We start from the raw sequence: 26258 nt of genomic DNA, 5'->3' as shown, positions 1-26258 counted from the left end.
TCCGTGCCCTCAGCGGCACCGAAGCCTCAATCCGCGCGCGTCAGCGACGAAAGCGGATCGAGCGCGTGTTCGGCCACCTAAAACGCAACCTTAACCTCAGATCTTTGAAGCTGAGAGGCCTGAACGGAGCCGCCGAAGAGTTTACCATGGCAGCCGCCGCCTACAACCTCCAGCTGCTCGCCAATCGGGCCGCACCAGCCTGAGCAGCGAAGGTCGCTCGCCCGCTCGCTGCCAATGCCGGTCGTGGCGTCAGCCGCCAACTGCACGGCCTTTTTCAACAGCCTCGAACGGTTATGACACCAGTTTGAATGTCTGCTTTATACCTGCCGCCACCCAGAACCTGCCTGTCGGCAACCGGCCCAGTTTCGGCCGCTCAGTGCTGCCCTGCTTCATGCCCGTCGCAAACCAGAACCTGCCTGTCCGCTACCGGCCCAGTTCCGGTCGCCCGGCAGCACCTGAACGAACGACCGGTTTCGGGCAGCGCACGAGCCGCCGTGAACGTCGGAATCTGGGTCGTCGCGGCGGCGATAGGGTCGTGGACGGATGTTCGCGTCTCGTTCCTTGTTGGACGAAAGTCGCAAGTAAGCGATCGGCGCACGTTCGATCCAAGCGCACGGCGTTTTACGCAGCCTCACGGAGCGACCTAGGCAGCAGATAAATGGCACGCAGTAATTCTTCGCCTCCGATCGCCGTCTTCGGCGAGTTCGATTCGACCGAACTTGCCGACGCCGCCGGCCGGGGCGCGGAGGCGACGACGCGCGCGGCCGCAACGCTCGGGCGTTTGCGCGAGGTCTTCCACGGCGCCGATCAGATTGATCTCCTCTCTCGGATCGCCTTCCGATAAATGGTTCCCGGTGGTCGCTGGGTGCAAACCAGTTTTACTTGCAGATCATAGGCCGCGACAACCGCGGGCCGAATATCCGTAGTCCGCCGCTTTCCAGTGCTTCGCAAAAGCTGCTGCTCGGTCATGCGATTTTTATGCCTTTTTTATTCAGGGGGTTCAAAAATCCCCTCGATCTATAACGGCGATCTGCGCTGTTTAGTGGCCTTCACCAAGGAGGCGACGCGTGCAGGATCTGATGTGGCTGGCGGTCGGGCTGGGCCTGTTCGCGATCGGCTTTGCCGCCGTCGCCTTGCTGGGCAAGGTCTGATGGAGTTCGATCTGTGGCTCGCCGGCATCGCCGCGCTGGGCGTGCTCGGCTATCTGATCGCCGTCCTCTTCGTCCCCGAAAAGTTTTGAGGAGGGCCTTGCGATGACCTTCCAGGGTTGGGCGCTGATCGCGCTGTTCGTCGCCGCTACCGCCGCCATGGCGCGGCCGATGGGAACGTGGCTGTTCGCGCTATATGATGGTCGCGTCGGGCGACTGGCCCGCGTCGAGCGCGGGCTTTACCGCGTCGCGGGCATCGATCCGCAGCGCGACCAGCAGTGGGCGGGTTATGCGGCCGCGGTGCTGGCGTTCAATCTTGTCGGCTTCCTGTTTCTGTATGCGATCCTGCGGCTGCAATATTATTTGCCGCTCAACCCCCAAGGGTTTGCCGGCATGCCGTCGGGCTTAGCGTTCAACACCGCGATCAGCTTCGTCACCAACACCAACTGGCAGAATTACGGCGGCGAGACGACGCTGTCGCAATTTGCGCAGATGATCGGGCTGATGGTGCAGAACTTCCTGTCGGCCGCGACGGGCATCGCGGTCGCGTTTGCGCTGATCCGCGGGTTCGCGCAGCGCCCGACCCCCGATCAGGCTGCGAGCGGCATCGGCAATTTCTGGGTCGACGTGACGCGGATCACCTTGTGGCTGCTGCTGCCCGCCAGCATCGTCCTGACCATCGTCTATGTTGCGCTTGGGGTGCCGCAGACGCTGGCGGCCGCGGTCGATGCGACGACGCTGGAGGGCGCGCGCCAGACGATCGCGCTGGGGCCGGTCGCCTCGCAATTGTCGATCAAGATGCTCGGCACCAACGGCGGCGGTTTCTTCAACGTCAACTCCGCTCACCCGTTCGAAAACCCGGGCGCGGTCAGCAACCTGATCCAGATGCTGTCGATCTTCGCGATCGGCGCGGGGCTGACCTGGACCTTCGGCAAGGCGGTCGGCAACACGCGCCAGGGTTGGGCGATCCTCAGCGCGATGCTGGTGCTGTTCGTGCTCGGGGTTTCGCTGCTCTACTGGGCGGACGCCGCCGGCAACCCGATCCTGTCCGCGCATGGCGTCTCCGCGGCGCTCGGCAATATGGAGGGCAAGGAAGTTCGCTTCGGCATCGCCGCGAGCGCGTTGTTCGCAGCGGTGACCACTTCGGCATCGTGCGGTGCGGTGATCGCGATGCACGACAGCCTGATGCCGCTCGCTGGGATCACGCCGCTCGCCAACATGCAGGTCGGCGAGGTCGTCATCGGCGGCGTTGGTGCGGGCTTCTACGGCATGATGTTGTTCGCGCTGCTCGCGGTGTTCGTTGCGGGCCTGATGGTCGGGCGTACGCCCGAATATGTCGGCAAGAAGATCGAGGCGCGTGAGGTGAAGCTCGCGATGTTCGCGGTTGCCGCACTGCCGCTGCTGATTCTCGGCCTGACCGCGCTCGCCAGCGTCGTGCCCGCGGGGCTCGCAGGACCGCTCGCCAAGGGGCCGCACGGGTTCAGCGAGATCCTCTACGCCTTCTCCAGCGCGGTCGCGAACAACGGCAGTGCGTTCGGCGGCCTCACCGGCAATACCGATTTCTACAATTCGCTGCTGGCGATCGGCATGTTCGGCGGGCGCTTCTTCGTGATCCTGCCGGTGCTGGCGATCGCTGGGAGCCTCGCTGGCAAACGCTATGTGCCGGAGGGTGCGGGGTCGTTTCCGACGACCGGGCTGCTCTGGATCGGCCTGTTGGCAGCGATCGTCCTGATCGTTGGCGGGCTCACCTTCATGCCGTCGCTCGTCCTCGGGCCGGGTGCCGAACAGGCCGCGCTCGTCGCCGGCACGACCTTTTAGGAACCGATCATGGCTGCTGTCGCTCCCTCGCTCTTCAACCGCGCGCTCGTCCTGGATGCGATCCTGGGCGCGCTCATCAAGCTCGATCCGCGCACGCTGGTGCGCAACCCGGTGATGTTCGTCACGGGCATCGCCGCGACCGTCTCGACGATCCTGTGGATCAAGCACCAGACCGCGTTCGAAGGCCAGATCGTGTTCTGGCTGTGGCTGACCGTGATCTTCGGCAATTTTGCCGAGGCGTTGGCGGAGGGGCGCGGCAAGGCGCAGGCCGCATCGTTGCGCGCGACCAAGGCGGATCTGCAGGCCAAGCTGTTGAGCGGCGTCGGCAAGACGTGGGAGAAGGTCGGCGCGTCGCGGTTGACGGTCGGCGACCTCGTGCTGGTCGAGACCGGCGATCTGATCCCCGCCGATGGCGAAATCATCGCTGGCGTCGCCTCGGTCAACGAGGCCGCGATCACCGGCGAGAGCGCGCCGGTGATCCGCGAGGCGGGGGGCGACCGGTCGGCGGTAACCGCGGGCACGCGCGTCATCTCCGACGAGATCACCGTGCGCGTTACCGCCGCGGCGGGGCAGGGCTTTCTCGATCGGATGATCGCGCTGGTCGAAGGGGCGAGCCGGCAAAAGACGCCCAACGAGATCGCGCTGACCATCTTGCTGGTCGGGCTGACGATCATCTTTGTCATTGCGGTGGGGACGTTGCCCGCCTTCGCTTCCTATGCCGGCGGATCGATCCCGGTACCGGTGCTCGTCGCGCTGTTCATCACGCTGATCCCGACGACGATCTCCGCGCTGCTGTCCGCGATCGGGATCGCGGGGATGGACCGGCTGGTGCGGTTCAACGTGCTCGCCAAATCGGGGCGCGCGGTCGAGGCGGCGGGCGATATCGATACGCTGCTGCTCGATAAGACCGGCACGATCACGATCGGCGATCGCCAGGCGAGCGAGTTCGTTGCGCTGGCCGGGGTGCCGCAGGAGGCATTGATCGATGTTGCGCGGCTCGCAAGCCTGGCCGATGAGACGCCTGAGGGGCGATCGGTCGTCGTGCTGGCCGGCGGCGCGGTGCAGATGCCCAAGGGCGCGGTGGTCATCCCGTTCACCGCGCAGAGCCGCGTGAGCGGGCTAGACATCGGCACCGGAGAAGAGGCGCGCAGGATCCGCAAGGGCGCGGTCGATGCGCTGATCCGCCAGATCGGCGACGGACTGGATGCGGAGGCGGTGACCGAACTGCGCCGGATCACCGACGAGATCGCGCGATCGGGGGGCACGCCGCTCGCCGTGTCGGATGGCACGCGCCTGCTCGGCGCGGTGCATCTGAAGGACGTGGTCAAGACCGGGGTGCGCGAACGCTTCGCCGAACTGCGCCGGATGGGCATCCGTACCGTAATGATCACCGGCGACAACCCGCTCACCGCCGCCTCGATCGCCGCCGAAGCAGGCGTCGACGATTTCCTCGCCGAGGCTACCCCTGAGGACAAGCTCGAACTGATCCGCAAGGAGCAGCAGGGCGGCAAGCTGGTCGCGATGTGCGGCGATGGCACCAACGATGCGCCCGCGCTCGCGCAATCCGACGTCGGCGTCGCGATGAACACCGGCACCCAGGCCGCGCGCGAGGCGGGCAATATGGTCGATCTCGACAGCGATCCGACCAAGCTGATCGAGATCGTCGGGCTGGGCAAACAGCTGCTGATGACGCGCGGCGCGCTAACGACCTTCTCGATCGCCAACGATGTCGCCAAATATTTCGCGATCCTGCCCGCAATCTTCGTCGTGCTTTATCCCGGTCTCGGCGCGATGAATCTGATGCACCTTGCCACGCCCCAGAGCGCGATTCTGTCGGCGATCATCTTCAACGCTTTGATCATCCCGGCACTGGTGCCGCTGGCCCTGAAGGGCGTCAAATACCGCGCCGCGCCCGCGGGCGATCTGCTCGCGCGCAACCTGTCGGTCTACGGCGTGGGCGGGCTGATCGCGCCGTTTGTCGGGATCAAGATCATCGACCTGCTGGTCAGCGGGCTCGGGCTCGCCTGAGCCGAAAGGACATTTCCCATGCGCATTATCGACACCCTTCGCCCCGCCTTCGTCCTGCTCGTCGCGCTCGCCCTGCTCACCGGCATCGCCTTCCCGCTGACGATGACAGGCCTCGCGCAGGTCATCCTGCCCGACCAGGCCAACGGCAGCCTGATCCGCGAGCAGGGCCGCGTCGTCGGCTCCGCTCTGATCGGCCAGTCGTTCACGACCCCGCGCTATTTCAACGGTCGCCCCTCGGCGGCGGGCAAGGGTTATGACGCCGGTTCCTCTGCCGCCTCGAACCTCGCCCCCACCGCCGCGGCGCTGGTGGCCCGCGTCGATGCAGATGTTTCCCGGATCCGCGCAAGCGGTGTGACGACACCAACGGTTCCCGCCGATCTCGTCACCACTTCCGCCTCGGGGCTGGATCCCGATCTCAGCCCCGAGGCGGCGTTTATCCAGGTGCCACGCGTCGCGACCGCACGAGGGTTGTCGGCGGATGGCGTCCGCGCCTTGGTGACTCGATCGATCGACCACCCGCTGCTGGGGGTGGTCGGTGAGCCGCGGGTCAATGTGCTCTTGCTCAATCGACAGCTCGACCGGCTTTCCGCTACTCGGGTGCCGTGACCAGCCGCGAGCCTGCCCGACCTTCGCCCGACGCGCTGCTGCGGCAAGCCGCGCTGGAAGCGCGCGGCCGGCTCAAGATTTTCCTCGGCGCCTCCCCTGGGGTCGGCAAAACCTATGAGATGCTGCTCCAGGGCGCGGCGCGGCTGAACGACGGGATCGACACCGTCATCGGGGTCGTGGAGACGCACGGCCGCGCCGAAACCGAACAGCTCGTCGCCCCATTCGAGGTGATTCCGCGCTCCGCGATCGCCTATCACGGGCGTATCCTGTCGGAGATGGACCTCGACGCGGTCATTGCCCGCGCGCCAGCGCTGGTGCTGGTCGATGAGCTTGCGCACAGCAACGCGCCTGACGCGCGTCATCCCAAGCGCTGGCAGGATATCGAGGAGTTGCGCGACGCCGGGATCGACGTGTTCACGACGGTCAACATCCAGCATATCGAGAGCCTGACCGACGTCGTCGCGGGTTTCACCCATGTCCGGGTGCGCGAAACCGTGCCCGACCACGTCCTCGAAAGCGCGGAGATCGAAATCGTCGATCTGCCGCCTGATGAACTGATCGAGCGGCTCAAGGCGGGCAAGGTCTATATCCGCGAGGAGGCGGCGCGCGCGCTCCATCATTTCTTCTCGAAATCGAATCTGTCGGCGCTGCGCGAACTGGCGTTGCGTCGCGCGGCGCAGACCGTCGATGCGCAAATGCTCGATCACCTGAAGGCGCATGCGCTCGGGGGCACCTACGCCGGGAGCGAGCGCATTCTGGTCGCGGTAAGCGAGCTTCCCGGATCGGACGCGCTGGTACGCACCGCGAAGCGATTGTCCGACGCGCTGCGCGCCCCGTGGACCGCGCTGCACGTCGAGACCCCACGCGATGCGCGACTGTCGCTGGCCGATCGCGAACGGCTCAGCGCCACCCTGTCGCTCGCCGCGAGCCTGGGCGCGACGATCGTCACTATCCCGGCGGCGTCGGTGATCGAGGGGATGCGCGACCAGCTCGCCGCGATGCATGCGACGCAGGTCGTGATTGGCAAATCGCAACGCAGCTGGTGGTTCGAACTGCGCCATGGATCGGTCGTCGACCGGCTCGTCCGCGCCTCGCCGGGCTTGGCAATCCACGTCATCCCGGCGGCAGGCGAAGTGCGCGCGGCAAAACCCGCTGTCACCCAGCCGCTCGATTGGGCGAGCTGGGGCAGCTATGCGATCACGATCGCCGCGGTCGCTGCGCTGACGCTGGTCGCGCTGCTGCTCAACCCGTGGATCGGCTATCAGAGCATCGACCTGCTCTATCTGCTCCCCGTGGTCGCCTGTGCCAGCACGCTCGGGCTGCGACCGGGTATCCTCGCGGGCGTGCTCGCCGGGCTGGCGTATAATTGGTTTTTCCTGCCTCCGATCCACACCTTCACGATCTACGATCCGCAGAATGTCATCACCGTCGCGGTGCTGATCGGGGTCGGCGTGCTGGTCAGCCAGCTCGCCGGGCGCGTTCGCGCGCAGGCGTTGCTCGGCGGGCGCAGCGCGCGCGAAAATGCCGCGATCGCCGGCTTCGCCAAGACGCTGGGCGCGCTGTCCGACGAGGCCGAGACCGCACATGCGATCTGCGCCGAAGTCTCGCGCATCCTGGAGGTCGATACCGTCCTGCTGCTGCGCGATGGGCGTACGACACGGCTCGTCGCTGCCTGTCCGCCGGAAAACAGGCTGAGCGCGATCGAGAACGCGGCGGTTGATTGGGTGTTCGATCGTGGCGAGCCCGCAGGGCGCGGTACGGGCACGCTGACCTCGTCCGAATGGCAGTTCCGCCCACTCGCGACTGCCTTGGGCGTACTCGCGGTGCTCGGCGTCGCGCGAGGCGACTCGAGCGAGCCTGTCCCAGCGGACCGGATGTTGCTGTTGATGAGCCTGATCGACCAGGCCGCACTTGCGCACGAGCGGTTGCGGCTGGAGGCGGAGATGCGCGATGTCGCCAGCATCCGCGAACGCGACGATCTGCGCGCGACGCTGTTGTCGTCGATCGGGCATGATTTGCGCACCCCGCTGACCGCGATCGGCGCGGCGGCGGACGCGCTCGCGGAAGACGGCCGCGACGCCGTGCTGGTCGCGACGATCCGCGATCAGGCGCAGCGGCTCGCGCGGTTCTTCGACGATCTGATCGAGATTACCCGGATCGAGGCCGGCGCGCTGGCGATTCGCACCGAGCCGATCGACCTGACCGATGCGGTTGCCAGCGCCGTCCACGACATGCGGATCGCGCTGACCGGCCGTGCGATCGAGCTCGACGTGCCGCCCAACCTCCCTTTGGTCCGCGCCGACCCGCGGCTGCTCGGCCATATCCTCATCAACCTGCTCGACAATGCCGCCAAGTTCGGCGCCGCCGGTTCCGCGATCCGGTTCGAGGGGCGCCGCGTTCCCGATGGGGTGACGCTCGCGGTGATCGACTACGGACCGGGTCTGCCACCCGGCATGGAACTGCGCGCGTTCGATCGCTTCCACCGGTTGAAAGGGTCGGACCGCACCGGGGGCACCGGCCTCGGCCTCGCGATCGTCAAGGGGTTCGCGCAGGCGATGCATCTGTCGGTCAGCGCAATGAATCGGGCCGATGCCAGCGGCGCGCACTTCTCGATCCTGTTTCCCGCCGCGTTGCTGATCGACGAGGCGGCATGACCGGCGGCGATATCCTCGTCGTCGACGACGAGCCCGCGATCCGTACGCTGGTCACCCGCGCGCTGACCCGCCACGGCTACGGCGTGCGCGAGGCCGCCGACGCGCGGCAGCTGCTCCACGCGATCACGGTGAAGCGCCCGGACCTCGTCCTCCTCGATCTCGGCCTGCCCGATCGCGACGGTCTCGAACTCATCCCGCAGCTCCATGCCACCGGGGTGGCGATCCTGGTCTTGACCGCGCGCTACGACAGCGCCGAAAAGGTGACCGCGCTCGATCTGGGTGCCGACGATTACGTCACCAAGCCGTTCGACACCGAAGAGCTCCTCGCCCGCGTCCGCACCTGCCTGCGCCACCGCCATGTCGCCGCGGGCGAGGCGCGCCAGGTGACGATCGGCGACCGGACCATTGATCTCGATCTTCGCACCGTGACGCGCGCCGACGTGGATATCCATCTGACCCCGAAGGAGTTCGCGCTGTTGGCGATGCTCGCTAAGCATCAAGGCCGCGTTCTGACCCACGGCAACCTGCTACGCGAAGTCTGGGGTGAAGCGCACGTGGCCGACATCGAATATCTTCGCGTCACCATTCGAGCACTTCGCCTCAAGCTCGAACTTGACCCCGCCAATCCAGTTTTGTTGCGCAATGAACCCGGGGTTGGTTACCGGCTCAGCGTCGACCCATAGCCGTTCTCGGTCCACGATGACGGTGGGTTTTCGCCGTATGTTCGCCGAACTGGATCAACCACTTGCCGTCAGAACTGGTCAAAATCAGATATGAACAGGCGGCGGGTTTCGAGAATGCCCAGGGGCAGCACGAATGTCGCCTTTTGGGTCATTCGGTCGTCCATTTTTGTTCGAGCGACCATCGAAAGCAGGCGGATAAAATGTCCGTGATCAATCTAGGGTGTGGCCATTTAATCGTCGGCGTACGGCCAGCGCCCGCAGACTTCAGCACGTCACGAGTTCGGTAGATTGACGTCCAGATCGGCGGGCAAGGCGAGCTCGAACACCGCGCAGGCCGAACGAATGATCGTCATCTTTTGCCGGTTGCTGATATTAAGACCGACAAACCATCCCGGTGCAAACTCGGCGGCTCTCGCAAGGTCCGGGCGACCAGGGTTGATATCGCTCGGCATGCGCGCGATTACATTCAGCTTCGGGGTCCGCACAGCCTCCGCCAGCGCGGGCAACTTCTCTGGATCACGAGCGGCCAGTTTGCCGAGGATCTCGACCAGCGCATCTTTAGCGGTCAGGCAGTGATGCTCTCGGCCGAAGAGCGTGAATGTCACCGAACGATCCGTCACGAGCGTCGCGTCAGCAGTTTTGGCGGACCCAACGTTCTGTCCCGAACTGGCCGGTGGTGATGGTGGTGTTGGTGGTGGTGCAACCGCATTGGCTGGACGGGAAGATCGCAACGTTTGGAGAAACGCGGCCACTTCGCCGAGTGCGGGCTGATAGCCAGACAATGCCTCGGCCTTGTCACTGACGATCTCGATCAACAGTTCGTGGGATTCTGCGACCAGTTCCTGCCATGCGCGCGGCAGGTTTGCGATCGCCTCGCGCTGACCCGCAGCATCGCGATAGTCGCGCTGCGCATCTTCAAATGCGCTCTGATCGCGTACTCGGTCCCGCGCGAGATACCGCGTGAGAATGCGCTCGCATTCGGCAGGCGCTCGGTCGTCGAGCTGGAGTCGGTAGACCCTTCGGTCTTCATAGCTCCCTTGCCCGCTCGGCAGGTAAAAGCTCCATTCTCGTCCATCGGTCAGCACGCACAGCGGCACACCCTGGTGAAAAGCATATTCGAACAGCTGCCGGTCTCCCTCAACCGCGCGCCCGACCTGTTTCACCTCGATAAACACGCTTGGGCGGTGGCCAAGACCAAACAGGGCAAAGTCCACCCGGCCACGCTGTAACGAATATTCAGGTACGATCTGATGGGGATCGGCAGTGTCCCATCCCAGCGCTGCAAGGATCGGCGTCACGATCCCATGGCTGACGGCCGCCTCGTTCGAATACGCCCCCTGCTGGAGCCGCTCGCGGATCCGCTCGATCAACGTCAGCATCGTGCCAGCTCCTCGTCGCCCTATGTCCACTCGGAGCGACGGCCGAAGCCGGATGTTGGAAACCCTGGCAATGCACAGAGCGCATGCGCCTTTACCGTTGCCGGCTGGACATGCGCGCATGCCACCCGGCCCCCAAATTGGCGACCGGCTGCATTGCGTTGAGGTTTCCATGCCCCGCTCCCATCTCCGGGAGTGGAGCTCTTCTGATTGTCCGGGCCGCTCGTGGCAAGAGGGACTGGACTTCAGGGGCACACCAAGCATGGGTGTTTCGCGTGCCGCCTAAGTCGCGACCCGTGCCCGAGCCTCCGCCGGGCTTGGCTCAGTGGGAGCGGCGCTAGTGCCTGTCCCGCTGGAGCACGCACGATGGCTATTCGCCGCACCACTACAGTTTTTACGATGCTCGCCATTGCATCCGCCCTATCCGCTTGCTCGGATCCGGTTGGCGATGCTGAACGACGGTTCGACAGGATCAATCGATCAAGCGCTTCTGCCGCTGAAATTTGCGCGGCCGGCCAAGCGGTTGTTGATGCACATCTCGATCATGGTGACGCTGCGGCCTATCGGGAAGCTCGGGTTCGCAATGACATCCTGTGCTCGACCGCCCGAGGGAACGAGGCATACGGGTTTTTGCGCGAAGCAAACGGCAATACATTCATGCCGCCCCCTGCGGACGATCTCAACCTACCGGTCGAAGATGTGGGCAACGCGGCCCCATGAGCGTCGGTCAATGGAACGGTCGCGCTCGTTCAGCTCGCTCCCCACGGATCACTGCTGTAATCGCCAACGTCATAATCATCGTCGCCTTCGCCGACGAACACGATTTCAGGTCCGGCGTTCCACGTCGTGAGATTCAGGGGCGGATGTGCCAGCATCTGGGCCAGCGCATCTGCCTGATCGTCATGTTTGCCGCCCGGAAATCGGGTCACTTCTGCAATGAAGTCGGCCAGCCACGGGGCGGTTTGCGGCAGCACCACTCGCCCAGCCTGAATCTGGCTAGCTTGCGCCTCGAAGCGCATCTGCTTGTCACCGGTCGGCGTGATCCCGATTGGCAAGGGAACCTGAGACATCGGCTCCTGCCTCAATTGCTGGATGAGCTGCTGCCCGCTGGCGGCGTCCTCGATCAGCAGATGGGTAACACCGAACCGGGCAGAGGAGGTCCTGATCACATCCAGCAGCTCGCCGAACTCGACGCGGCGTCGATAGACATCGACGATATAGAAACGCCCCTGAAAATATCGTGCGGTGATGCCGACCGACCAATCACTGCGCACCGTCGTCTTGATCGCGGTATCCCAGCTCTGGACCATCACACCTCCCGTGGGCTCAACCGCATAGTGGCCAAACCATTCAGGCTTAACGAACGCCGCAATGCGGCCCACTGGATCCTGCTGGTACTGCGCGGCAAACACATAAGGCTCTTCTGCCTGACGCTGTCTGAGATAAGCCAGCGACTGCCGCTCAGGGGTGAGTACACAGCCCTCGAAGCGCTGGTGAAACCGATCACCGGTCAAGGCGACCGGCTCATCCGCGGTCGCGATCGCGGGCAAGCGGAGTTCTTCCCAGCCCCCGCCCCGTAACAGGTGCCCGGCGAGATCGCCTTCATGCAGACGCTGCATCACAACGATGTAACGCGTCTTGTCGTCGTCAGCGCGGTTGCGCAGGGTGTTCAGAAACCAGTCCCGGACGGTTTCGCGCATGACCTCGGACAAGGCATCATCGGCTTTCATGGGATCATCGACGATGATCCAGTCGCCGCCCCGCCCGGTGAGCACCCCGCCGACCGAGGTCGAAAGCCGCCCCCCGCCCGCATAGGTTTCAAAATCGAGAACCGACCTTTTGGTCAACCGCATGTGGGGAAAGGCGTTACGGTACCAGGCCGAGTCCATGATCCGCAAACAGTCGCGGGCATGTTTCTCTGCAAGATCATACGAATAAGAGGCACAAGTAAACCGGGTCTGCGGCTCGCGGCCGAGCATCCAGGCGACCCAGGCGACCGAGACCGTGATCGATTTCAAATGACGCGGCGGGATCGTGACGATGAGCTGACTAATGTCATTCTCGCGCAATCGGTGGAGCTGCTGCTCGATTGCGTCGATGTGCCATCCGGCGGTGAACGGGCGGTTTCCTGCAATCTCGCGAAACGCGAACCGCAGGAAGATGTCGAACCGTTGACGAAGCAGTGCTGGCAACGCTTCCTGCGTGGTGACTTCGGCAATAGGTCGTTTAACCTTCATCGGGCGTCTCCCCGCTTCCCGCATCGATGACATGAGACGACCATGCGAGCTGATCGGAATCGTCGCTGTCCCCATCGTGCTGCAGCCCGGCGAACCAGGCCTCGATGATCGCCAGGTCATCTGCCTGGAGGCCGGGCTCGCGCTTCTCGCTGAGTGCGGCGAAACGCAAAGCCCCCTCGTTGGCCCGGTCGCTCTTCTTGATGCCACGGTCGATATTGGCCTTGATTAGGGCGCGCCGCTTCGTGATTTTCTTGGTCTTGCCGCCTTCGGTCAATGTGACCTTGGCATCGAGTTCCTCCCGCCACTCCGTCATAAGATTCTTCGTGCCCGCTGCGCGCTGGCCGCGCTTGCGGTTATCATTCTTGGCGAACCGCGAATGTTCGGGTGCACGACCATAGCCGGTCCTGTAGCTTCCATCCTCGCGGGTGTTGTCTTCGGCGTAAGGTTTGCCGTCCTTACGCCGACCGCCCCCGTTTTCCTGGTCGCTCATGCTCCGATCTCCGCGGTAGCGCGCTGCTCGGTAACGGCGCTTAAGGGCGTCACCCCATCAAGCATCGGCTCGCATCCCGTCTCGGCAGCAACTCGGGCGAGGATCACATCGACATATTTGGGGTCCAGTTCGATACCTCGGCCGAACCGACCGGTCATCGCGCAAGCGATGAGCGTCGTGCCTGATCCGAGGAAGGGATCGAGCACAATCCCGCCACGCTTCGAGCAATCCCGAATGGCATCGGCGACGAGCGCTTTGGGCTTCACCGTTGAATGCGCTTCGAGATCTTCCATTCGCCCCGCGCGGAACGTGTTGGCGCCCGCGTAAGTCCACACGTTTCCGCGGTGCCGGCCACCTTCTCCAAGGCCGAAATTGTTGATGTGCGTGCCGGGCGTGACCTTATAGGCAAAGATCAACTCGTGGCCCGAGCGGTAAAAAGTGCCCATCGAAAAGTTGGTCTTAACCCACACAATCAGGTTTTTCAGCTCGTGGAAAACACCCTGAGCTGCGTCCTGCAGATGCGGCGAGGCCCGCCAGTCGGTACAGATGAAGGCAATCGCGCCGGACGCAGCGCTCGCTGCCATGCAGCGGAACGCTGGCCGGAGCAGCGTCTGGGCAAACTCGGGTAGCGACTGTTCGCCAGCGCCCATGACGAAGTCGTCGTGCTTCACCTGTCCAAGCCCCGAGACGTTGCCAGCGATGGCGCAGCCATAGGGCGGATCGCTGAAGATGAGCTGCGCTCTCTCACCCGCAAGCAGCCGCTCATAACAAGCCATATCGCGCGCATCGCCGCAGAGGACACGATGCTGGCCGATGTGCCATAAATCTCCGACGCGCGAGACCGGCTGCCCGGTCGCTGGAGGGAGCTCGACATCGTCATCAGCTTTGGGAGTCGGCTCGTCGAACGACAGTGCCGTATCGATCTCCAACGTGTCGAAACCGGTCAGCTCGACGTCGTAACCCAGCTCGACCAACCCCGCGAGTTCGCCCCGCAGCAACTCCTTGTCCCAGGCTGCCTCGGTCGCGATCCTGTTATCGGCGATAATGTACGCGCGCTTCTGTTCCTCGCTCATATGGCTGAGGCGGATCACCGGCACCCTGTCGATGCCATGTGCTACGGCTGCTGCCAGCCGTCCGGCCCCGCAGAGCACCATGTTGTTTTCATCGATGATCAGCGGGTTGGTCCAGCCAAACTCGCTGATGCTGCGAAAGATTTTCTTCAGCTGCTTCTTGCTGTGCATGCGCGAGTTGCGCTCGTAAATGCTCAACGCATTGGCATCGATCCAGTCGATCGAACGTGTGTCAGTGAAGGAGAATGCCATGATAAACCACCGTCCTGTTCAAAGGTGGCAAATCATCTAGCAGGCAAAATACGGTCCAGGGTGTTCAACAATGCGTCGGTAAAATCACTCTCCAGATGGACGGATCGTGCGGGATATCTTTTCAAATGCACCGACCAATAGCTGTTCGTCGTTCAAGCCCACGGCACGAAAAAAATGCCCGACATATTGCCCCGCGCTATTTGTGAAGCGTTTTTGCGGATCCAAGCGCGTCCCCCTCGTCGATCCGGCCTTTTCGCCAGTCGCTTCCTCAGCCGCAGCGACAACCAGCGCGAGGGCGTAGTTCCGGCGAGCATCCGATTTTCGGCCGCCGTGAGGAGCTTTGCAGTGCTGGATTGCGCGGTTCGCGAAGACTGCGATCGACCCGCTGATCGTTGCAAATTGAGCAAAGTCGATATCGTCAGATGACCCATCATCGTCGGTCGCGATAAAATCACTTAGTTGTTCGATACCATCGAGATGCGTGAAGACCGTATCGTGCAGCACCTTCGCCGCTTTGGCGATCTTGCCCAGTGCCACCAGATCGTCGGATCGCGTCAAACCCAGGGCTGATCGTCGCGCCGGCAGCAAATACCAGGCTGCTATCAACTGGCTGTCTTCAATCAACTGCAGCCGCGTCTTCTCAGCAAGGTTGAGCGCATCTGCTGCGTCAACGAGCGCTTCGTGATTTACCCTGAGATGCTCACGCCCCAGATGAGGATCAGGCCTGTCAACGTATTGCTGGTCGAAGAGCAATGCCATCGCGCTTAGCTTTCCAGCATTCGCTCGCAGCGATTGCAAATCGAGGATTTTTTCCCATGGCTCTTCCCACGCCTTCAAAGATGGGAATCGAGCAGCGAGATGACTGGTCGGCCGCGCTTTTTTGGATACCTGACCAAGCAATTTAGGCATCAAATCGCTACTTTACCCACTAGTTTCCCATGAATATGCGAAACGGTACTACACGCCGACGCCGCGGAGAAGCGTGCCTAGAATGGACGGTTTATGCTGGGGAGACGGGTCTCTGCGGTACCGCGGCATGGGCCAGTGGCCCCGGAACTGCGCCAGTTTTCAAGCTGTTCAGACGCGTCGCAGGAATTTTCAGACTGAATGGCGGAGCGGGTGGGATTCGAACCCACGATACGCTTTTGACGTATACTCACTTTCCAGGCGAGCGCCTTCGACCACTCGGCCACCGCTCCGCATGCACCGGAAGTGTCGGGCGGGTAGCGTGTCGTGGCCCGCACCGCAAGCGTTGCGCTGCGCCTCGCGGTGCGGCACGTAGCGAGGATGATCGCCCTTGGCCTCGCCCTGCTCGCCGCAGCCGCTGTCCCGCAGGCCGCCACTCCCGCCGCCGCGCCCAAATCCTATGACCCGATCGAGGCGGATTGGCGCGCGATCCCCGACGATGAGTTGATGCTGATCGACCTCGCCGACGGCCATCGCGTCGCGGTGCGGCTGGCGGCGGCCTATGCGCCCGCTCATGTCGCCAATATCCGGCGGCTCGCGCGGGCGCGCTGGTGGGATGGCGAAAGCATCTATCGCGTCCAGGAAAACTGGGTTGCGCAATGGGGCGATCCGACCGAGCAGAAGCCGCTGCCGCCCGGCATCACCGATCATCCGCCCGCCGAGTTCGAGATCGCGGAGTTTGCGCCCGCGCAGCGGATGGCGAAGGCGGATGGCTATTCGACCGCAAGTGGCATCACCGCCGATGGCTGGCCGGTCGCGACCGACGACACGGCGGCGTGGCTGACGCATTGCTACGCCATGGTCGGGGTCGCGCGCGACGCCGCGCCGAGCACCGGATCGGGCAGCGAGTTGTTCACCCCGATCGGCCAGTCCGCGCGGCGGCTCGATCGCAACTATACCGTCGTCGGGCGGATCGTCGCGGGGATGGCGTATGTCTCGGCGCTGCCGAGGAGCGACGCGACGATGGGCGTCTATGCGACCGCCGCCGAGCGCACCGGAATCGCGCGGGTCCGGCTGGCGAGCGATCTGCCCGCCGCCGAGCGACCGCATTTCCAGTATCGCGCCGCCGACAACATCCGCTTCGCCGCCGCGATCGCGCACCGCGAACATCCCGATGCCCCGACGGTGCCGACCGGCGCCAACGTGTGCGACGTGCTTCCCGCGGTCAGGCCGACGCCGTAACCGGGCTTACCCCTCAGCGGGGGCGCCCGCGGCGGCGGCGATGACGCAGATGATACCGATCACCGCGAACCCGATCTGGCGTCCGACCCCGCCAGCCTGGGTCCGCCGCGACACCCACACCGCGAGCCCCGCCTGCATCGCGTAGAACAACGCGAATGCGCGCGACGACAGCGCGATGACCTGGAACGGATCGGTCAGCCACACCACCGCGATCGACAGGATCGCCGCAAAGATGAACGCGCCGCGCACGCCCAGTTTCTTGCGCGACACCTCGACCGCGATTCCCCCCGCGCCGATCGAATCCGCGATCGCCGCCGACAGCTGGCTCGATACGGCGCCGATCAGCACGAAGATGCCGAGGAACGGCGCGACCAGTTCCATGATATCGAGGATCCCCGCCACCCCCTCCGCATTCTGCGCACGCCCCAGGAACGGCGTCAGCAGCGCGAGGAACGCGAGGTAGATCGCCGACGAAATCCATTGCGACCAGCGCATCGTCCTGACGCGCGTCGCCTGGTCGTAGCTTTCGCCCATGTAGCGCGACGTCTCGAAACCCTGGACGGTGATCAGCAGCCCGAGCAGCATCGGGATACTGTGGAACGACAGCTTGGCCGCGGGCATCGGTTCGCCGCCCCCTGCAGGATGCGCCACCCACCAGATCGCCAGCGCGGCGAGCATCCCGGCGATGATCCCCAGCTTGATCGACACGCTGCCGTGCGCGGCGTGTTCGATCTTGCGGATATCGCCCGAAAAGGTGAGCGCGGTCAGCGCCAGGATGATGACGGTGACGAAGATGTTGGCGACCAGCGTGTGCGACGTCGCGGGCACGTCGAACGGCTTCATCAGGAATTCGGCGAGCAGCTTCAGATAATAGGCGACCGACACCGCATAGGCGATCGCCAGCGTTCCCTGCGCGACGCGCATTCCCCACGCGAACGGATCGTTGAGCGACAGCGTCTCGGCGAGGTTTTCGACATGGACGATGTTGAACCGGATCACCCAGCCGACCGCATAGGACAGCGTCAGCAGCACCGCCATCGCGGCCAGCGCCAGGCTGCCGAATTCCTTGGCCAGCAACGGTCCGCAGATCAGGAACCCCGATCCGATGATCGACGCGAGCGGGGTCACGGTCGCGCGCCAGCTGTCCGATCGCGCGAATTTTCCGAGCGTCAGGCCTGCGGCAATCGCAACCGCCATCAGGATGGCCACCGCCATGATCATGCGTGAATATCCGGAACAAGCGGCATGGATGGAACGCCTTTCGAGCGCGAAGGAAGGGGCGTCATGTCGGGACGAACGCTCAGGCGGTGCCGCCGAGCCAGGCGGTGCTGTCGCGTAAGTGGCGCTTATAATCGGGTTCGGCAAGCGCGCGCTGAAGCTCGGCGACCCGTACATGAACCCGGGTGCGGTTGAACCCGTGCAGCGCCTCGTCGGCCAGCCGGTCGAGCCGGTCGGCGTAGGTGGCGATCGTCACGAGCCGATCGGGATCGTCGCAATCGAGCGCGATCTCGCCGAGCGCGCGAATGAAGCGCAGTGACGCAACCATGTCGGCGGCACAATATTGCGCCAGCGCACCGAACGACCGGTCGACCAGCGTCTCGAAGCTGACCGGATGCGCGATCACGCGCAACGCGCCGTCCTTGTCGACGCGCAGGTGCGATGGTAGGTCGCGCCCCGCCAGATCGGACAGGCCCGCCGACAACCAGTCCATGCACGTCACCGCAGTAAACGGATCGTTAACCCCCGGCGATAGTGCGCGCGCCGCGATCTCGACGAGCTCGTCGATCAGGAACCGCAGGTCCTGTAGCGTTGACCGGCGCGAACTCATCGAAAAGGCGCTACGGATATCGCGCGCGGCGTCCTCGTCGCAATGCTCGCACGGACACACTTCCGCCAACGCCCGCCCGACATGCGCGAAATCGCCCGGCTGATACTGCAACCTGATCACCAGATCGTGCTTGCGCGCCGCCGCCATCAGCGCGCTGTCGTCGATCATGTCGACATAGCCAGTGTGGTGAGACCGGACCTGCTGGCGCGACGCCGCCTCCTCGACGGTGGCATCGTCACAAAAGATGGCAGGCACCCGCGCGCGGTCGGCCAGTTCTTGCTCTTCAGGCCGCGGCTCGCCCAGAAAGCGGGGGAATCGGTGGTTTATCGTGGCGAGCAGCCCGTCACCGATATCCTCGATCACGCTATTGATATGAATCTTGCTGGGCACGTGATGGATGAAGAAGATCAGCACCCCGATCGAACACAACGCTAGCCCCACCCCGATCAGCAAAGATAAATTGGGGACGAAACTATACCCCCCCGATTCGTCCGCCGACCGCACCGTGCGCAACACGAGCAGGCAATAGATGAAGGTCGCGATGAAGGTGCCGAGCGTCACCTGGTTGCCGCGATCGCGCATGAAATTGGTCAGCAACCGCGGGCCATATTGCCCCGATGCGTACACCACCGCCGCGATCGTCACCGAAAACACCGTACCCGCCACCGTGATCATCGATCCGCCGATCGACGACAGCATCTGCCGCGCACCGTTGGGCCGCGCCGCATAAAGCCACGGGATCGACTTGATCCACGTCGATCCGTGATAGACGTCGAGCATGATCATCCCCGTCGCCAGCACCATCGCGAGGAACGCCATGATGCTCGGGATGAACCAATAGGTGCTGCCCAGACGATCGGCGATGCGGAAGAACCACGCACGCACGATCGTCAGGCGCCCCGGACGCGGAAGGGAAGGGTCGGCATGCCAACGACAAACCCGGCGCGGCGCGGTTTCGTTCCGCCGGGCGTCCGCACCGATGGTCCTGCTGCGCCCTTCTGCGCGATTTCATCGGTGACTTTGAGCGCGATTCTGCCATCTTCCCCCCAATGCGCGCCGCCCCGCCCATGTCCGGTCACCCAGCGAGCGCGTCGCGATGACTGACTCCATATCGTCCGCCGCCGCGTGACCGCCACCGCGCTCGTCACGTCGCCGCTGGGCGTGCTCGCGATCCTGCTCGTGATCGTCGCGGTGTCGGACGCGCTCGGGCGGATCGGGCATTTGCGCAAGCTCGGCGCAGCGGTGATCGTCATCGTGCTGGGCGCGCTGCTCGCCAACCTGCGCGTCATCCCTCCCGCCGCAGCAGGTGGGCCGGTCTACGATCCGATCTTTACCAGCGTGATCCCCGGCGCGATCTTCCTCGTCCTGCTCGAAGTGAACCTCGCCGCGCTGCGCCGCGCGGGCGGCGCGATGCTGATCGCGTTCGCACTCGGCGCGGTCGGCACCGCGCTGGGGGTGCTCTGCGCGGCGTGGGCGACCCAGATCCATGCGATGCTCGGCACCCGCGATGCCGCCGCACTCGCGGGGATGTACACCGGGACCTACATCGGCGGCGGCGCGAACTTCAACGCGGTCGCGATCGGCTATGGCGTCGCGCGCGACGGGGGGCTCTACACCGCCGCGACGGTGGTCGACAATGTGATGACCGACATCTGGATTCTCGTCACGCTGGCGATGCCGATGCTTCTCGCGCGGACCGGCTGGTTCGCCCCCGCGACCCGCCCGCCCGAGATGGAAGCGCACCACGCGCGTCCCCGCCCGCTGCCCCCGACGCTCGCGATCGCGGTCCCGCTCGCGCTCGCCGCGGTCGCGCTGGTCGTGTCGGACGCCGCCTCGTCGTGGTTCGCCGCGGTCGGCGTTACCGTGCCTTCGATCCTGATCGTGACCACGCTGGCGTTGCTCGTCGCCCAGCTCCCCATCACCGCGCGGCTGACCCAGGCCGCGCCGATCGGGTTATGGGGGCTCTACCTGTTCCTCGCGGTCGTCGGCGCCAACGCCGATCTCGCCGCGCTGGGGGCCGCGGGCGCGCTCGCACCGGTCTTGTTCGGCTATGTCGGGATCGTGTTCGTCGTCCACGCGCTCGTCCTGCTCGGCGGCGGGCTTCTGTTCCGGATCGAACCCGTCGTCCTCGCGATCGCGTCGAGCGCCAACATCGGCGGCAGCACCACCGCCTTCGTGCTCGCCGAGGCGGAGAATCGCCACGACCTCGTCCTGCCCGCGCTCCTCATCGGCAGCCTCGGCACCGCGCTCGGCACCTACGCAGGCTTCGGAATGGCTGCCCTGCTGGGATAGCTGCGCGCGCTTAGATTACGACGGCTATCCCTAGAACCCTTCGTGCTGAGCCTGTCGACGCACGCTGAGTCTCAGGCCCTTCGACAAGCTCAGGGCGAATGGTTTGGGCGGTTCACTTTACTCGCATCGGGTTCTAACCGCCGCGCACCCCCGCCATCATCTCCTCGCCCAGATCGGTATGCGTCAGGATCGCGATATCGCCGGTGGTCTCGAGCACCATGAACGCGACCGCGCGCGGATCGGCGATGTTGGCCTGGCGCAGCTTGGCGCGCAGGTCCTCATGTGTCACCCGCCCCTTGCGCAGCGCGTCGTCGAGGAAGGCACCGTTGCGCATCAGCAACAGCGGCTCGTTCTCGATCATCCGCCGCACCGCGCGCGTGCGCCGCGCGAACGCCAGCCCGACCTGCGCCGCCATCAGCACCGTCAGCGCCGCGACCGACTGGACGAACGTGACCCAGCCCGATGCCGCACTGGCATTGGCGAGCAGCGATCCCGTCGCCAGCGTGACGACGAAATCGAACGCGGTCATCTTCGACAGCGATCGCACCCCCGCGACCCGGACGAGCGCGATGACCCAGACGAGCGCTACGAGCGAAAACACCACCGCGCGGATCAGCGCATCGGGCACGGTCATGTCGGTCATCGGCGTGGCCGCCGCCCGACCGCCACGATCAGCGCGCGCCGGCGACCCAGCTCGCGACCTCGCCCGCAACCTGGTTCGCCGCCTGGTTCAACGCGGTGCCCGATGTCGTCGCGTCGATCGCCGCGACCGGCACCCGCGCCTCGAACCGGCGTTTTTCAACGCTGGTCTCGCCGACGCGGGTCAGCGCCGCGTCATAGGTAACCACCGCCTGGCGCGTCGTCGAATCGATCCCGAACGCCCGCAATTCGCCCGCGAGCGAGGCGCTGGGCTCGCCGATCGATTCGATCGACGACAGCACCACCATTCGCGTCTGCGCGGTCAGCGTATCCGCGATCAGCCGCGCGAACAGCGTCGCAGGCGGTTCGGACCATAGCGCATCGGGGACGTAGGCGATCGTCGTCGGAGTCACCTGGACCGGGATCCGCGCGGTCGCCAGCGCCGCGGGGGTGGTCGGCACCTTGACCACGATCGACTTGGCGGTCGCCGAATCCTGTTGCGCACCCACCGTCGGCGCGGTCGCGGCCTCCAGCGTCAGCAACTGCGGCGGCGGCTTCGCGCCGAAGCTGATGCAGCCGGATAGCGACAGGCTGGCGCCGATGATCAGCGCGGGCACGAAAAACGGTGTCTTCATGGTCACTTGCCCTTGTAGTCGGGGAGTTTCGGCGAACCGATCAGCGAACTCGCACCCTGCTGGTCGACCTTCTGGGCGATCGACGATAGCGCGGTCGCGGTCGTGCGCAGGTCGCGGACCAGCCGGTTCGCCTCGGGGATCGTCTGGGTCGAGAAGGTCTTGAGCCCCGGCCGCGCATCCTGGATCGCACCGTTGAGCGTATCGGCGCTCTGCTGCGCCGACGCGATCGCCTTGTTCAAGTTCTGCATCGCAGGTTTGACGTCGTCGCTCAGCACCCCGTTGGTGGTATCCGCCAGCTGGCCGATCGATTGCGCGGCATCGCCCGCCTGTTGGATCGCGACCCGGGTCTGCGCCAGCGTCGCCGCGATCTCCGGCCCGCGATCCGCGAGCGCGTGGCTCAACCGGTCGGTATTCTCGAGGATCCCCGCGATCGAGGTCTGATTGCGATCCGACAACAGCCCGGTCAGCCGCTCCGTCAGCGTCGACAGCCGTTCGAGCAGCTGCGGCGCCGAATTCAGGATCGCGCCCAGCCCGCCCTGCTTGGTCGGAATCACCGGCACGCCATAGGGGCAGACCTGTGCATTGGGCGTATCGGGGCACGCGATCGGCTTCGCGCCCTTGCGCGCGCCGTCGAGCGAGACCTGGCTGACTCCGGTGAAGCCGACCCCGGCGACCGTCGCGGTCGTGCCCTCGAGCACCGGGGTCTTGTCGTTGACGCTGATCCGGACACGGACGAACTGCGGATCGTTCTTCCACAGCGCGATCTCCTTGACCTGCCCCGACGGCACGCCCGAAAACGTCACCGCGGAGCCCTTCGCCAGCCCGTCGACCGCCTGTTTGAAGAAGATGTCGTATTCCTTCTCCGACGATCCCCCCAGCCGCGCGATCCACACGGTGAAGATCGCGAGCACCGCGAGCAGGATCAGCACGATCGCGCCGACTAGCACATGGTTTGAACGGGTTTCCATCAGCGTGTCCCTGAATCTGTTTTGACGGCATCTGTAGCGACGGCGTCATCGCCCTGCTCGGCGTCGGCCTCGTTGGTGGCGGCGAGCGACGCGGCGGTCGGACGGCGCTTGATCTCGCCCTCGATATCGCGCTTGCCCGCCAGCGCCGCGCGTCCGCGCGGGCCGTTGAAATACTCCTGGATCCACGGATGATCCAGCGCGAGCAACTCGTCGATCGTGCCGACCGCGATCACCTTCTGGTCCGCGATCACCGCGACCCGGTCGCAGATCGCGTACAATGTGTCGAGGTCGTGGGTGATCAGGAACACGGTCAACCCCAACGTCCGCTGGAGCCCGCGGGTCAGTTCATCGAACGCCGCCGCGCCGATCGGATCGAGCCCCGCGGTGGGCTCGTCGAGGAACAACAGCTCGGGATCGAGCGCCAGCGCGCGCGCCAGGCCGGCGCGCTTCTTCATCCCGCCCGATAATTCGGAGGGGAATTTGGGGCCAGCGCTGGCGTCGAGCCCGGTCATCACGACCTTGTACGACGCAATCTCGTCGAGCAGCGCCTGGTCGAGATCGGGGTAGAATTCGCGCAACGGCACCTGGACATTTTCCGCGACGGTCAGCGTCGAAAACAGCGCGCCGCCCTGGAACAGGATGCCCCAGCGCTTGCGGATATTGGTCGCCTCGGTCGGATCGCGCCCGATCGTGGGTTCGCCGAACACCGTGATCTCGCCCTCGTCGGGGGTCTGCAATCCGATGATCGATCGCATCAGCACCGATTTGCCCGTCCCGGACCCGCCGACCACGCCCAGAATCTCGCCGCGCCTCACCTCCAGATCGAGCTGCTGATGAATCACCTGATCGCCGAAGCTGTTGGTCAGCCCCTTCACCTCGATGACGATATCGTCCGTCCGCCGCGGCATCAGTTCCACCCCAGCCAGGTGAAGAACATCGCGAAGAACGCATCGAGCACGATGACGAGGAAGATCGCCTGGACGACCGCGGCGGTGGTGCGCAGGCCCACCTGTTCGGCGTTCGCCTCGACCTGCATCCCCTGGAAACACCCCGCCACCGCGATGATCGCGCCGAACACCGGCGCCTTGATCAGCCCGATATACAGGTCGGTGATCGGCACGACCTCGCGAATCCGCTGGATGAAGGTGACCGGCGGAATCCCGAGCGTCAGCCATGTCAGCAACCCGCCGCCGATCAACGCGATCAGCGAGGAATAAAAGCCGAGCAGCGGCATCAGCAAGATCGCGGCCAGCGTCCGCGGCACGACCAGCGCCTCCATCGGCGACACCCCGATCGTCCGCATCGCGTCGATCTCCTCGGTCAGCTTCTGCGTCCCGATCTGCGCCGCGAACGCGCTGCCCGATCGCCCCGCGACCATGATCGCGGTCATCAGCACGCCCATTTCGCGCAGCGTCAGCCGTCCGACCAGGTTGATCGTGAACACCTCTGCGCCGAACTGGCGCAACTGCACCGCGCCCTGCTGCGCAATGACGATCCCGATCAGGAAGCTCATCAGCCCGACAATGCCGAGCGCGGCGACGCCGACATTGTTGAACTGCGTCACCACCGCGTTGAAGCGAAACCGGCGGGGATGCCGCGCCACCGCGCCGAACGCGATCGTCGTCGCGCCAAGGAAACCGAGCAACCCATAGAGCGTGTGGATCGTCATCGACATCGCGTCGCCGACCTCTTCTAGCAATCGCGTGAACGCCGAACCATGCTGGTCGCGCATCTTCACCGGCTCGGCCGAATCGACGACCTGGTCGAACAACTGCTGGTCATCGGGATCGAGTCCCTCGACCGTCGCATCGTGGCGCTCGGCGAAACGGTGGACAACCCATGCCCCGACGGTGTCGATTCGCTCGATCTGGCTCAGGTCGATCGCCGCGACCTTGCCATCGACAGCGTCGAGGCGATCGGGCAAGTCGCCGAGCAGCCGCAGCGACAGATCGCCGGTGAAGCGCAGCGTTCCGCCCGCGTCGCTGATCTGCTCGAAATCGGGCTTGGCGCTCATCGGTCGCACTCATGGTCTAAAGTCGTTGCAACGGCAAGACGAATGCCCGGTGCGACGAACCGATCGCCCCGCGCGACCCCGACCGGCGCGGTCACAACAGCACGTCGATCGCGTGGATCGCCAGCCCTACCAAGCCGCCCACGATCGTGCCGTTGACCCGGATATATTGCAGGTCGCGCCCGACCGCATTTTCCAACCGCCGGGTGATCGTATCGGCATCCCAGCTATGCACCGTTTCCGACACCAACCGGACGATGCCATCGCCATAATCGGCGGCGGTCCCGACCGCGGCGCGGCGCACGAAGCGGTTGATCGTGGTCGCCAGTCGCCGGTCGGTCAGCAGCGTATCGCCCAATTGGCGGAGCATATCGCCCAGCCGCCCCGCCATCGCCGCCTCCGGATCGCGCGCGATTCCGAGCAACATGCTGCGCGCCTGTTCCCATAGGCCGTCGAGCCAGCGCTGCATCGCGGGGTTATCGATCAGCTCGATCTTCAGCGCCTCGACCCGCGCGCGCATCGCGGGATCGTGGCGCAGGTCCCACGCGAACCGATCGAGCCCCTCTTCCGCCTTCAGCCGCAGCGGGTGCTGCGGATCGTCCGCCATGTCGGCGAGCAGCTTGTCGAGGCCGCCGATTAGCCGGTCCGCGACCGCCTCGTCGAGCCCGGTCCACCGCAGCAGCGACCCGGCGCGATCGTGGACGATCTGGCGGATCAGATAATCGTTGGTCGACAGCGCGCCCGACGCCCAGCGAATCGCCGACGCCAGCAGCGGGGTATGCCGCCCCTCCTTCATCGCCGCGTCGAGCAACTGGCCCGCGATCGGCGCGATCTCGGTCTCACGCAGCCGGTTGGCGACCGCGCCCTTCACCATCCCGCCGAGGCGCTGCGGGTCGAGCGCCTCGAGCATCTGCGCGACAAGCTTCGAGGCGCCCTGGCGGAACCGCCCGCCCGCGCTTTCGGGGGGATCGGTCAGCCAGCGCGCGATCGCGCCCGCCACGTCGAGCCGCCGCATCCGCCGCGCGACGACGCGCGGGATCAGGAAATTGTCGCGCAGGAATTGCGCGAGCTGATCGCCGATCCGGTCCTTGTTGCGCGGCACGATCGCGGTGTGCGGAATCGGCAGCCCCAACGGATGGCGGAACAGCGCGGTCACCGCGAACCAGTCGGCGAGGCCACCGACCATCGCGGCCTCGCTGAACGCCTGGACATATCCCCACCAGGAGGGTCCGTGCGAACCCTGATAACGGCTGAACAGGAACAACGCCGCCATCGCAACCAGCAGCGCGGCCGCGACCCGGCGCATCCGGACCAGCGCTGGCGGGGCCGCCTCGTGGGCAAGGCTGGCGCTGGTGGACGGTGTCATCCCGCTAAC

General features: G+C 65.1%; 24 protein-coding genes and 1 tRNA gene. 11 read left to right on the top strand and 14 right to left on the bottom strand.

The genetic code is table 11. The annotated features are described in order from the left end of the window. The 8 genes from EAH84_RS13130 to EAH84_RS13095 form a co-directional block, all read left to right on the top strand. The coding region (locus tag EAH84_RS13130; RefSeq protein ID WP_140872461.1) for a transposase at nt 1–203 on the top strand (203 nt) is incomplete at its 5' end. A 455-nt stretch (nt 204–658) separates the two neighbouring features. Further along, complete coding sequence (locus EAH84_RS16230) at nt 659–844, top strand: hypothetical protein (protein ID WP_140872460.1); 186 nt, start codon at nt 659–661, stop codon at nt 842–844. A gap of 306 nt (nt 845–1150) precedes the next feature. Further along, nucleotides 1151–1240 carry a potassium-transporting ATPase subunit F gene (locus tag EAH84_RS13120; RefSeq protein ID WP_140872459.1) on the top strand — a complete coding sequence of 30 codons (90 nt, stop codon included), beginning with the start codon at nt 1151–1153 and terminating at the stop codon, nt 1238–1240. A gap of 13 nt (nt 1241–1253) precedes the next feature. Then, nucleotides 1254–2966: a potassium-transporting ATPase subunit KdpA gene (gene kdpA, locus EAH84_RS13115; protein ID WP_140872458.1), complete on the top strand. Its 1713-nt coding sequence runs from the start codon at nt 1254–1256 to the stop codon at nt 2964–2966. 9 nt (nt 2967–2975) lie between these two features. Then, complete coding sequence (gene kdpB / locus EAH84_RS13110; protein WP_140872457.1) at nt 2976–4994, top strand: potassium-transporting ATPase subunit KdpB; 2019 nt, start codon at nt 2976–2978, stop codon at nt 4992–4994. A gap of 18 nt (nt 4995–5012) precedes the next feature. Further along, complete coding sequence (kdpC, locus tag EAH84_RS13105; RefSeq protein ID WP_140872456.1) at nt 5013–5600, top strand: potassium-transporting ATPase subunit KdpC; 588 nt, start codon at nt 5013–5015, stop codon at nt 5598–5600. Further along, a complete protein-coding gene (locus tag EAH84_RS13100) occupies nt 5597–8254 on the top strand; it encodes a sensor histidine kinase (RefSeq protein ID WP_241656600.1) in 2658 nt (885 codons plus the stop codon). Before kdpC ends, EAH84_RS13100 begins: the two co-directional genes overlap by 4 nt. Then, nucleotides 8251–8937 (top strand): response regulator transcription factor, encoded by a 687-nt coding sequence (locus tag EAH84_RS13095; RefSeq protein ID WP_140872455.1) that lies wholly within the window; start codon nt 8251–8253, stop codon nt 8935–8937. Before EAH84_RS13100 ends, EAH84_RS13095 begins: the two co-directional genes overlap by 4 nt. A 272-nt stretch (nt 8938–9209) precedes the next feature. On the opposite strand, the gene EAH84_RS13090 is transcribed toward EAH84_RS13095, so the two are convergent. Next, nucleotides 9210–10316, bottom strand: coding sequence for a hypothetical protein (locus tag EAH84_RS13090; protein WP_140872454.1), 1107 nt, complete (start codon nt 10314–10316; stop codon nt 9210–9212). A gap of 363 nt (nt 10317–10679) precedes the next feature. Between EAH84_RS13090 and EAH84_RS13085 the strand changes: the two genes are divergently transcribed. Further along, a complete protein-coding gene (locus EAH84_RS13085; RefSeq protein WP_140872453.1) occupies nt 10680–11033 on the top strand; it encodes a hypothetical protein in 354 nt (117 codons plus the stop codon). A gap of 29 nt (nt 11034–11062) precedes the next feature. Here EAH84_RS13085 and terL read toward each other — a convergent pair whose 3' ends face one another. The 5 genes from terL to EAH84_RS13065 all read right to left on the bottom strand — a co-directional run bounded on the left by terL (nt 11063) and on the right by EAH84_RS13065 (nt 15561). Beyond that, the gene (gene terL, locus EAH84_RS13080; protein WP_161978395.1) at nt 11063–12550 is read right to left on the bottom strand and encodes a phage terminase large subunit; all 1488 of its coding nucleotides are present in this window, start codon (nt 12548–12550) and stop codon (nt 11063–11065) included. Then, the gene (locus EAH84_RS15980; RefSeq protein ID WP_161978394.1) at nt 12540–13040 is read right to left on the bottom strand and encodes a hypothetical protein; all 501 of its coding nucleotides are present in this window, start codon (nt 13038–13040) and stop codon (nt 12540–12542) included. Before EAH84_RS15980 ends, terL begins: the two co-directional genes overlap by 11 nt. Next, nucleotides 13037–14362, bottom strand: a complete 1326-nt coding sequence (locus EAH84_RS13075) for a site-specific DNA-methyltransferase (RefSeq protein WP_140872451.1) — start codon at nt 14360–14362, stop codon at nt 13037–13039. Before EAH84_RS13075 ends, EAH84_RS15980 begins: the two co-directional genes overlap by 4 nt. An 84-nt stretch (nt 14363–14446) precedes the next feature. Then, nucleotides 14447–15271 (bottom strand): hypothetical protein, encoded by an 825-nt coding sequence (locus EAH84_RS13070; protein WP_140872450.1) that lies wholly within the window; start codon nt 15269–15271, stop codon nt 14447–14449. Between the two features lie 199 nt (nt 15272–15470). Further along, nucleotides 15471–15561, bottom strand: a tRNA-Ser gene (locus tag EAH84_RS13065). Nucleotides 15562–15649: 88 nt separating this feature from the next. On the opposite strand from EAH84_RS13065, the gene EAH84_RS13060 reads away from it, so the two are divergent. Further along, the gene (locus EAH84_RS13060; protein WP_140872449.1) at nt 15650–16510 is read left to right on the top strand and encodes a peptidylprolyl isomerase; all 861 of its coding nucleotides are present in this window, start codon (nt 15650–15652) and stop codon (nt 16508–16510) included. Nucleotides 16511–16516: 6 nt separating this feature from the next. On the opposite strand, the gene EAH84_RS13055 is transcribed toward EAH84_RS13060, so the two are convergent. Continuing rightward, a complete protein-coding gene (locus tag EAH84_RS13055; protein ID WP_140872448.1) occupies nt 16517–17731 on the bottom strand; it encodes a hypothetical protein in 1215 nt (404 codons plus the stop codon). Between the two features lie 79 nt (nt 17732–17810). Continuing rightward, nucleotides 17811–19223, bottom strand: a complete 1413-nt coding sequence (locus EAH84_RS13050; RefSeq protein WP_140872447.1) for a DUF2254 domain-containing protein — start codon at nt 19221–19223, stop codon at nt 17811–17813. A 240-nt stretch (nt 19224–19463) separates the two neighbouring features. Here EAH84_RS13050 and EAH84_RS13045 point away from each other — a divergent pair, with 240 nt between their 5' ends. Next, entirely contained in the window at nt 19464–20630 is a 1167-nt protein-coding gene (locus EAH84_RS13045; protein WP_161978393.1) for a DUF819 domain-containing protein, read from the top strand. 133 nt (nt 20631–20763) lie between these two features. Here EAH84_RS13045 and EAH84_RS13040 read toward each other — a convergent pair whose 3' ends face one another. The 6 genes from EAH84_RS13040 to EAH84_RS13015 form a co-directional block, all read right to left on the bottom strand. Beyond that, nucleotides 20764–21273 (bottom strand): DUF421 domain-containing protein, encoded by a 510-nt coding sequence (locus EAH84_RS13040; protein ID WP_140872445.1) that lies wholly within the window; start codon nt 21271–21273, stop codon nt 20764–20766. Nucleotides 21274–21301: 28 nt separating this feature from the next. After that, a complete protein-coding gene (locus EAH84_RS13035) occupies nt 21302–21904 on the bottom strand; it encodes an ABC-type transport auxiliary lipoprotein family protein (protein ID WP_140872444.1) in 603 nt (200 codons plus the stop codon). 2 nt (nt 21905–21906) lie between these two features. After that, on the bottom strand, nt 21907–22872 hold the full coding sequence (locus tag EAH84_RS13030) for an MlaD family protein (RefSeq protein WP_140872443.1): 966 nt from the start codon (nt 22870–22872) through the stop codon (nt 21907–21909). After that, on the bottom strand, nt 22872–23780 hold the full coding sequence (locus EAH84_RS13025) for an ABC transporter ATP-binding protein (RefSeq protein WP_140872442.1): 909 nt from the start codon (nt 23778–23780) through the stop codon (nt 22872–22874). Before EAH84_RS13025 ends, EAH84_RS13030 begins: the two co-directional genes overlap by 1 nt. Then, nucleotides 23780–24886, bottom strand: a complete 1107-nt coding sequence (locus tag EAH84_RS13020) for an ABC transporter permease (protein ID WP_140872441.1) — start codon at nt 24884–24886, stop codon at nt 23780–23782. The genes EAH84_RS13025 and EAH84_RS13020 overlap by 1 nt, the downstream gene beginning before the upstream one ends. A gap of 91 nt (nt 24887–24977) precedes the next feature. After that, the gene (locus EAH84_RS13015) at nt 24978–26249 is read right to left on the bottom strand and encodes a DUF445 domain-containing protein (protein ID WP_241656599.1); all 1272 of its coding nucleotides are present in this window, start codon (nt 26247–26249) and stop codon (nt 24978–24980) included. Nucleotides 26250–26258 lie beyond the last annotated feature (9 nt).

It is taken from the genome of Sphingomonas oligophenolica, assembly GCF_006438955.1.
GTDB classification, from domain to species: Bacteria; Pseudomonadota; Alphaproteobacteria; order Sphingomonadales; family Sphingomonadaceae; genus Sphingomonas; species Sphingomonas oligophenolica_A.
The sequence above is the reverse complement of the archived record's forward strand: the minus strand, read 5'-3'. Positions and strand labels throughout refer to the sequence as shown.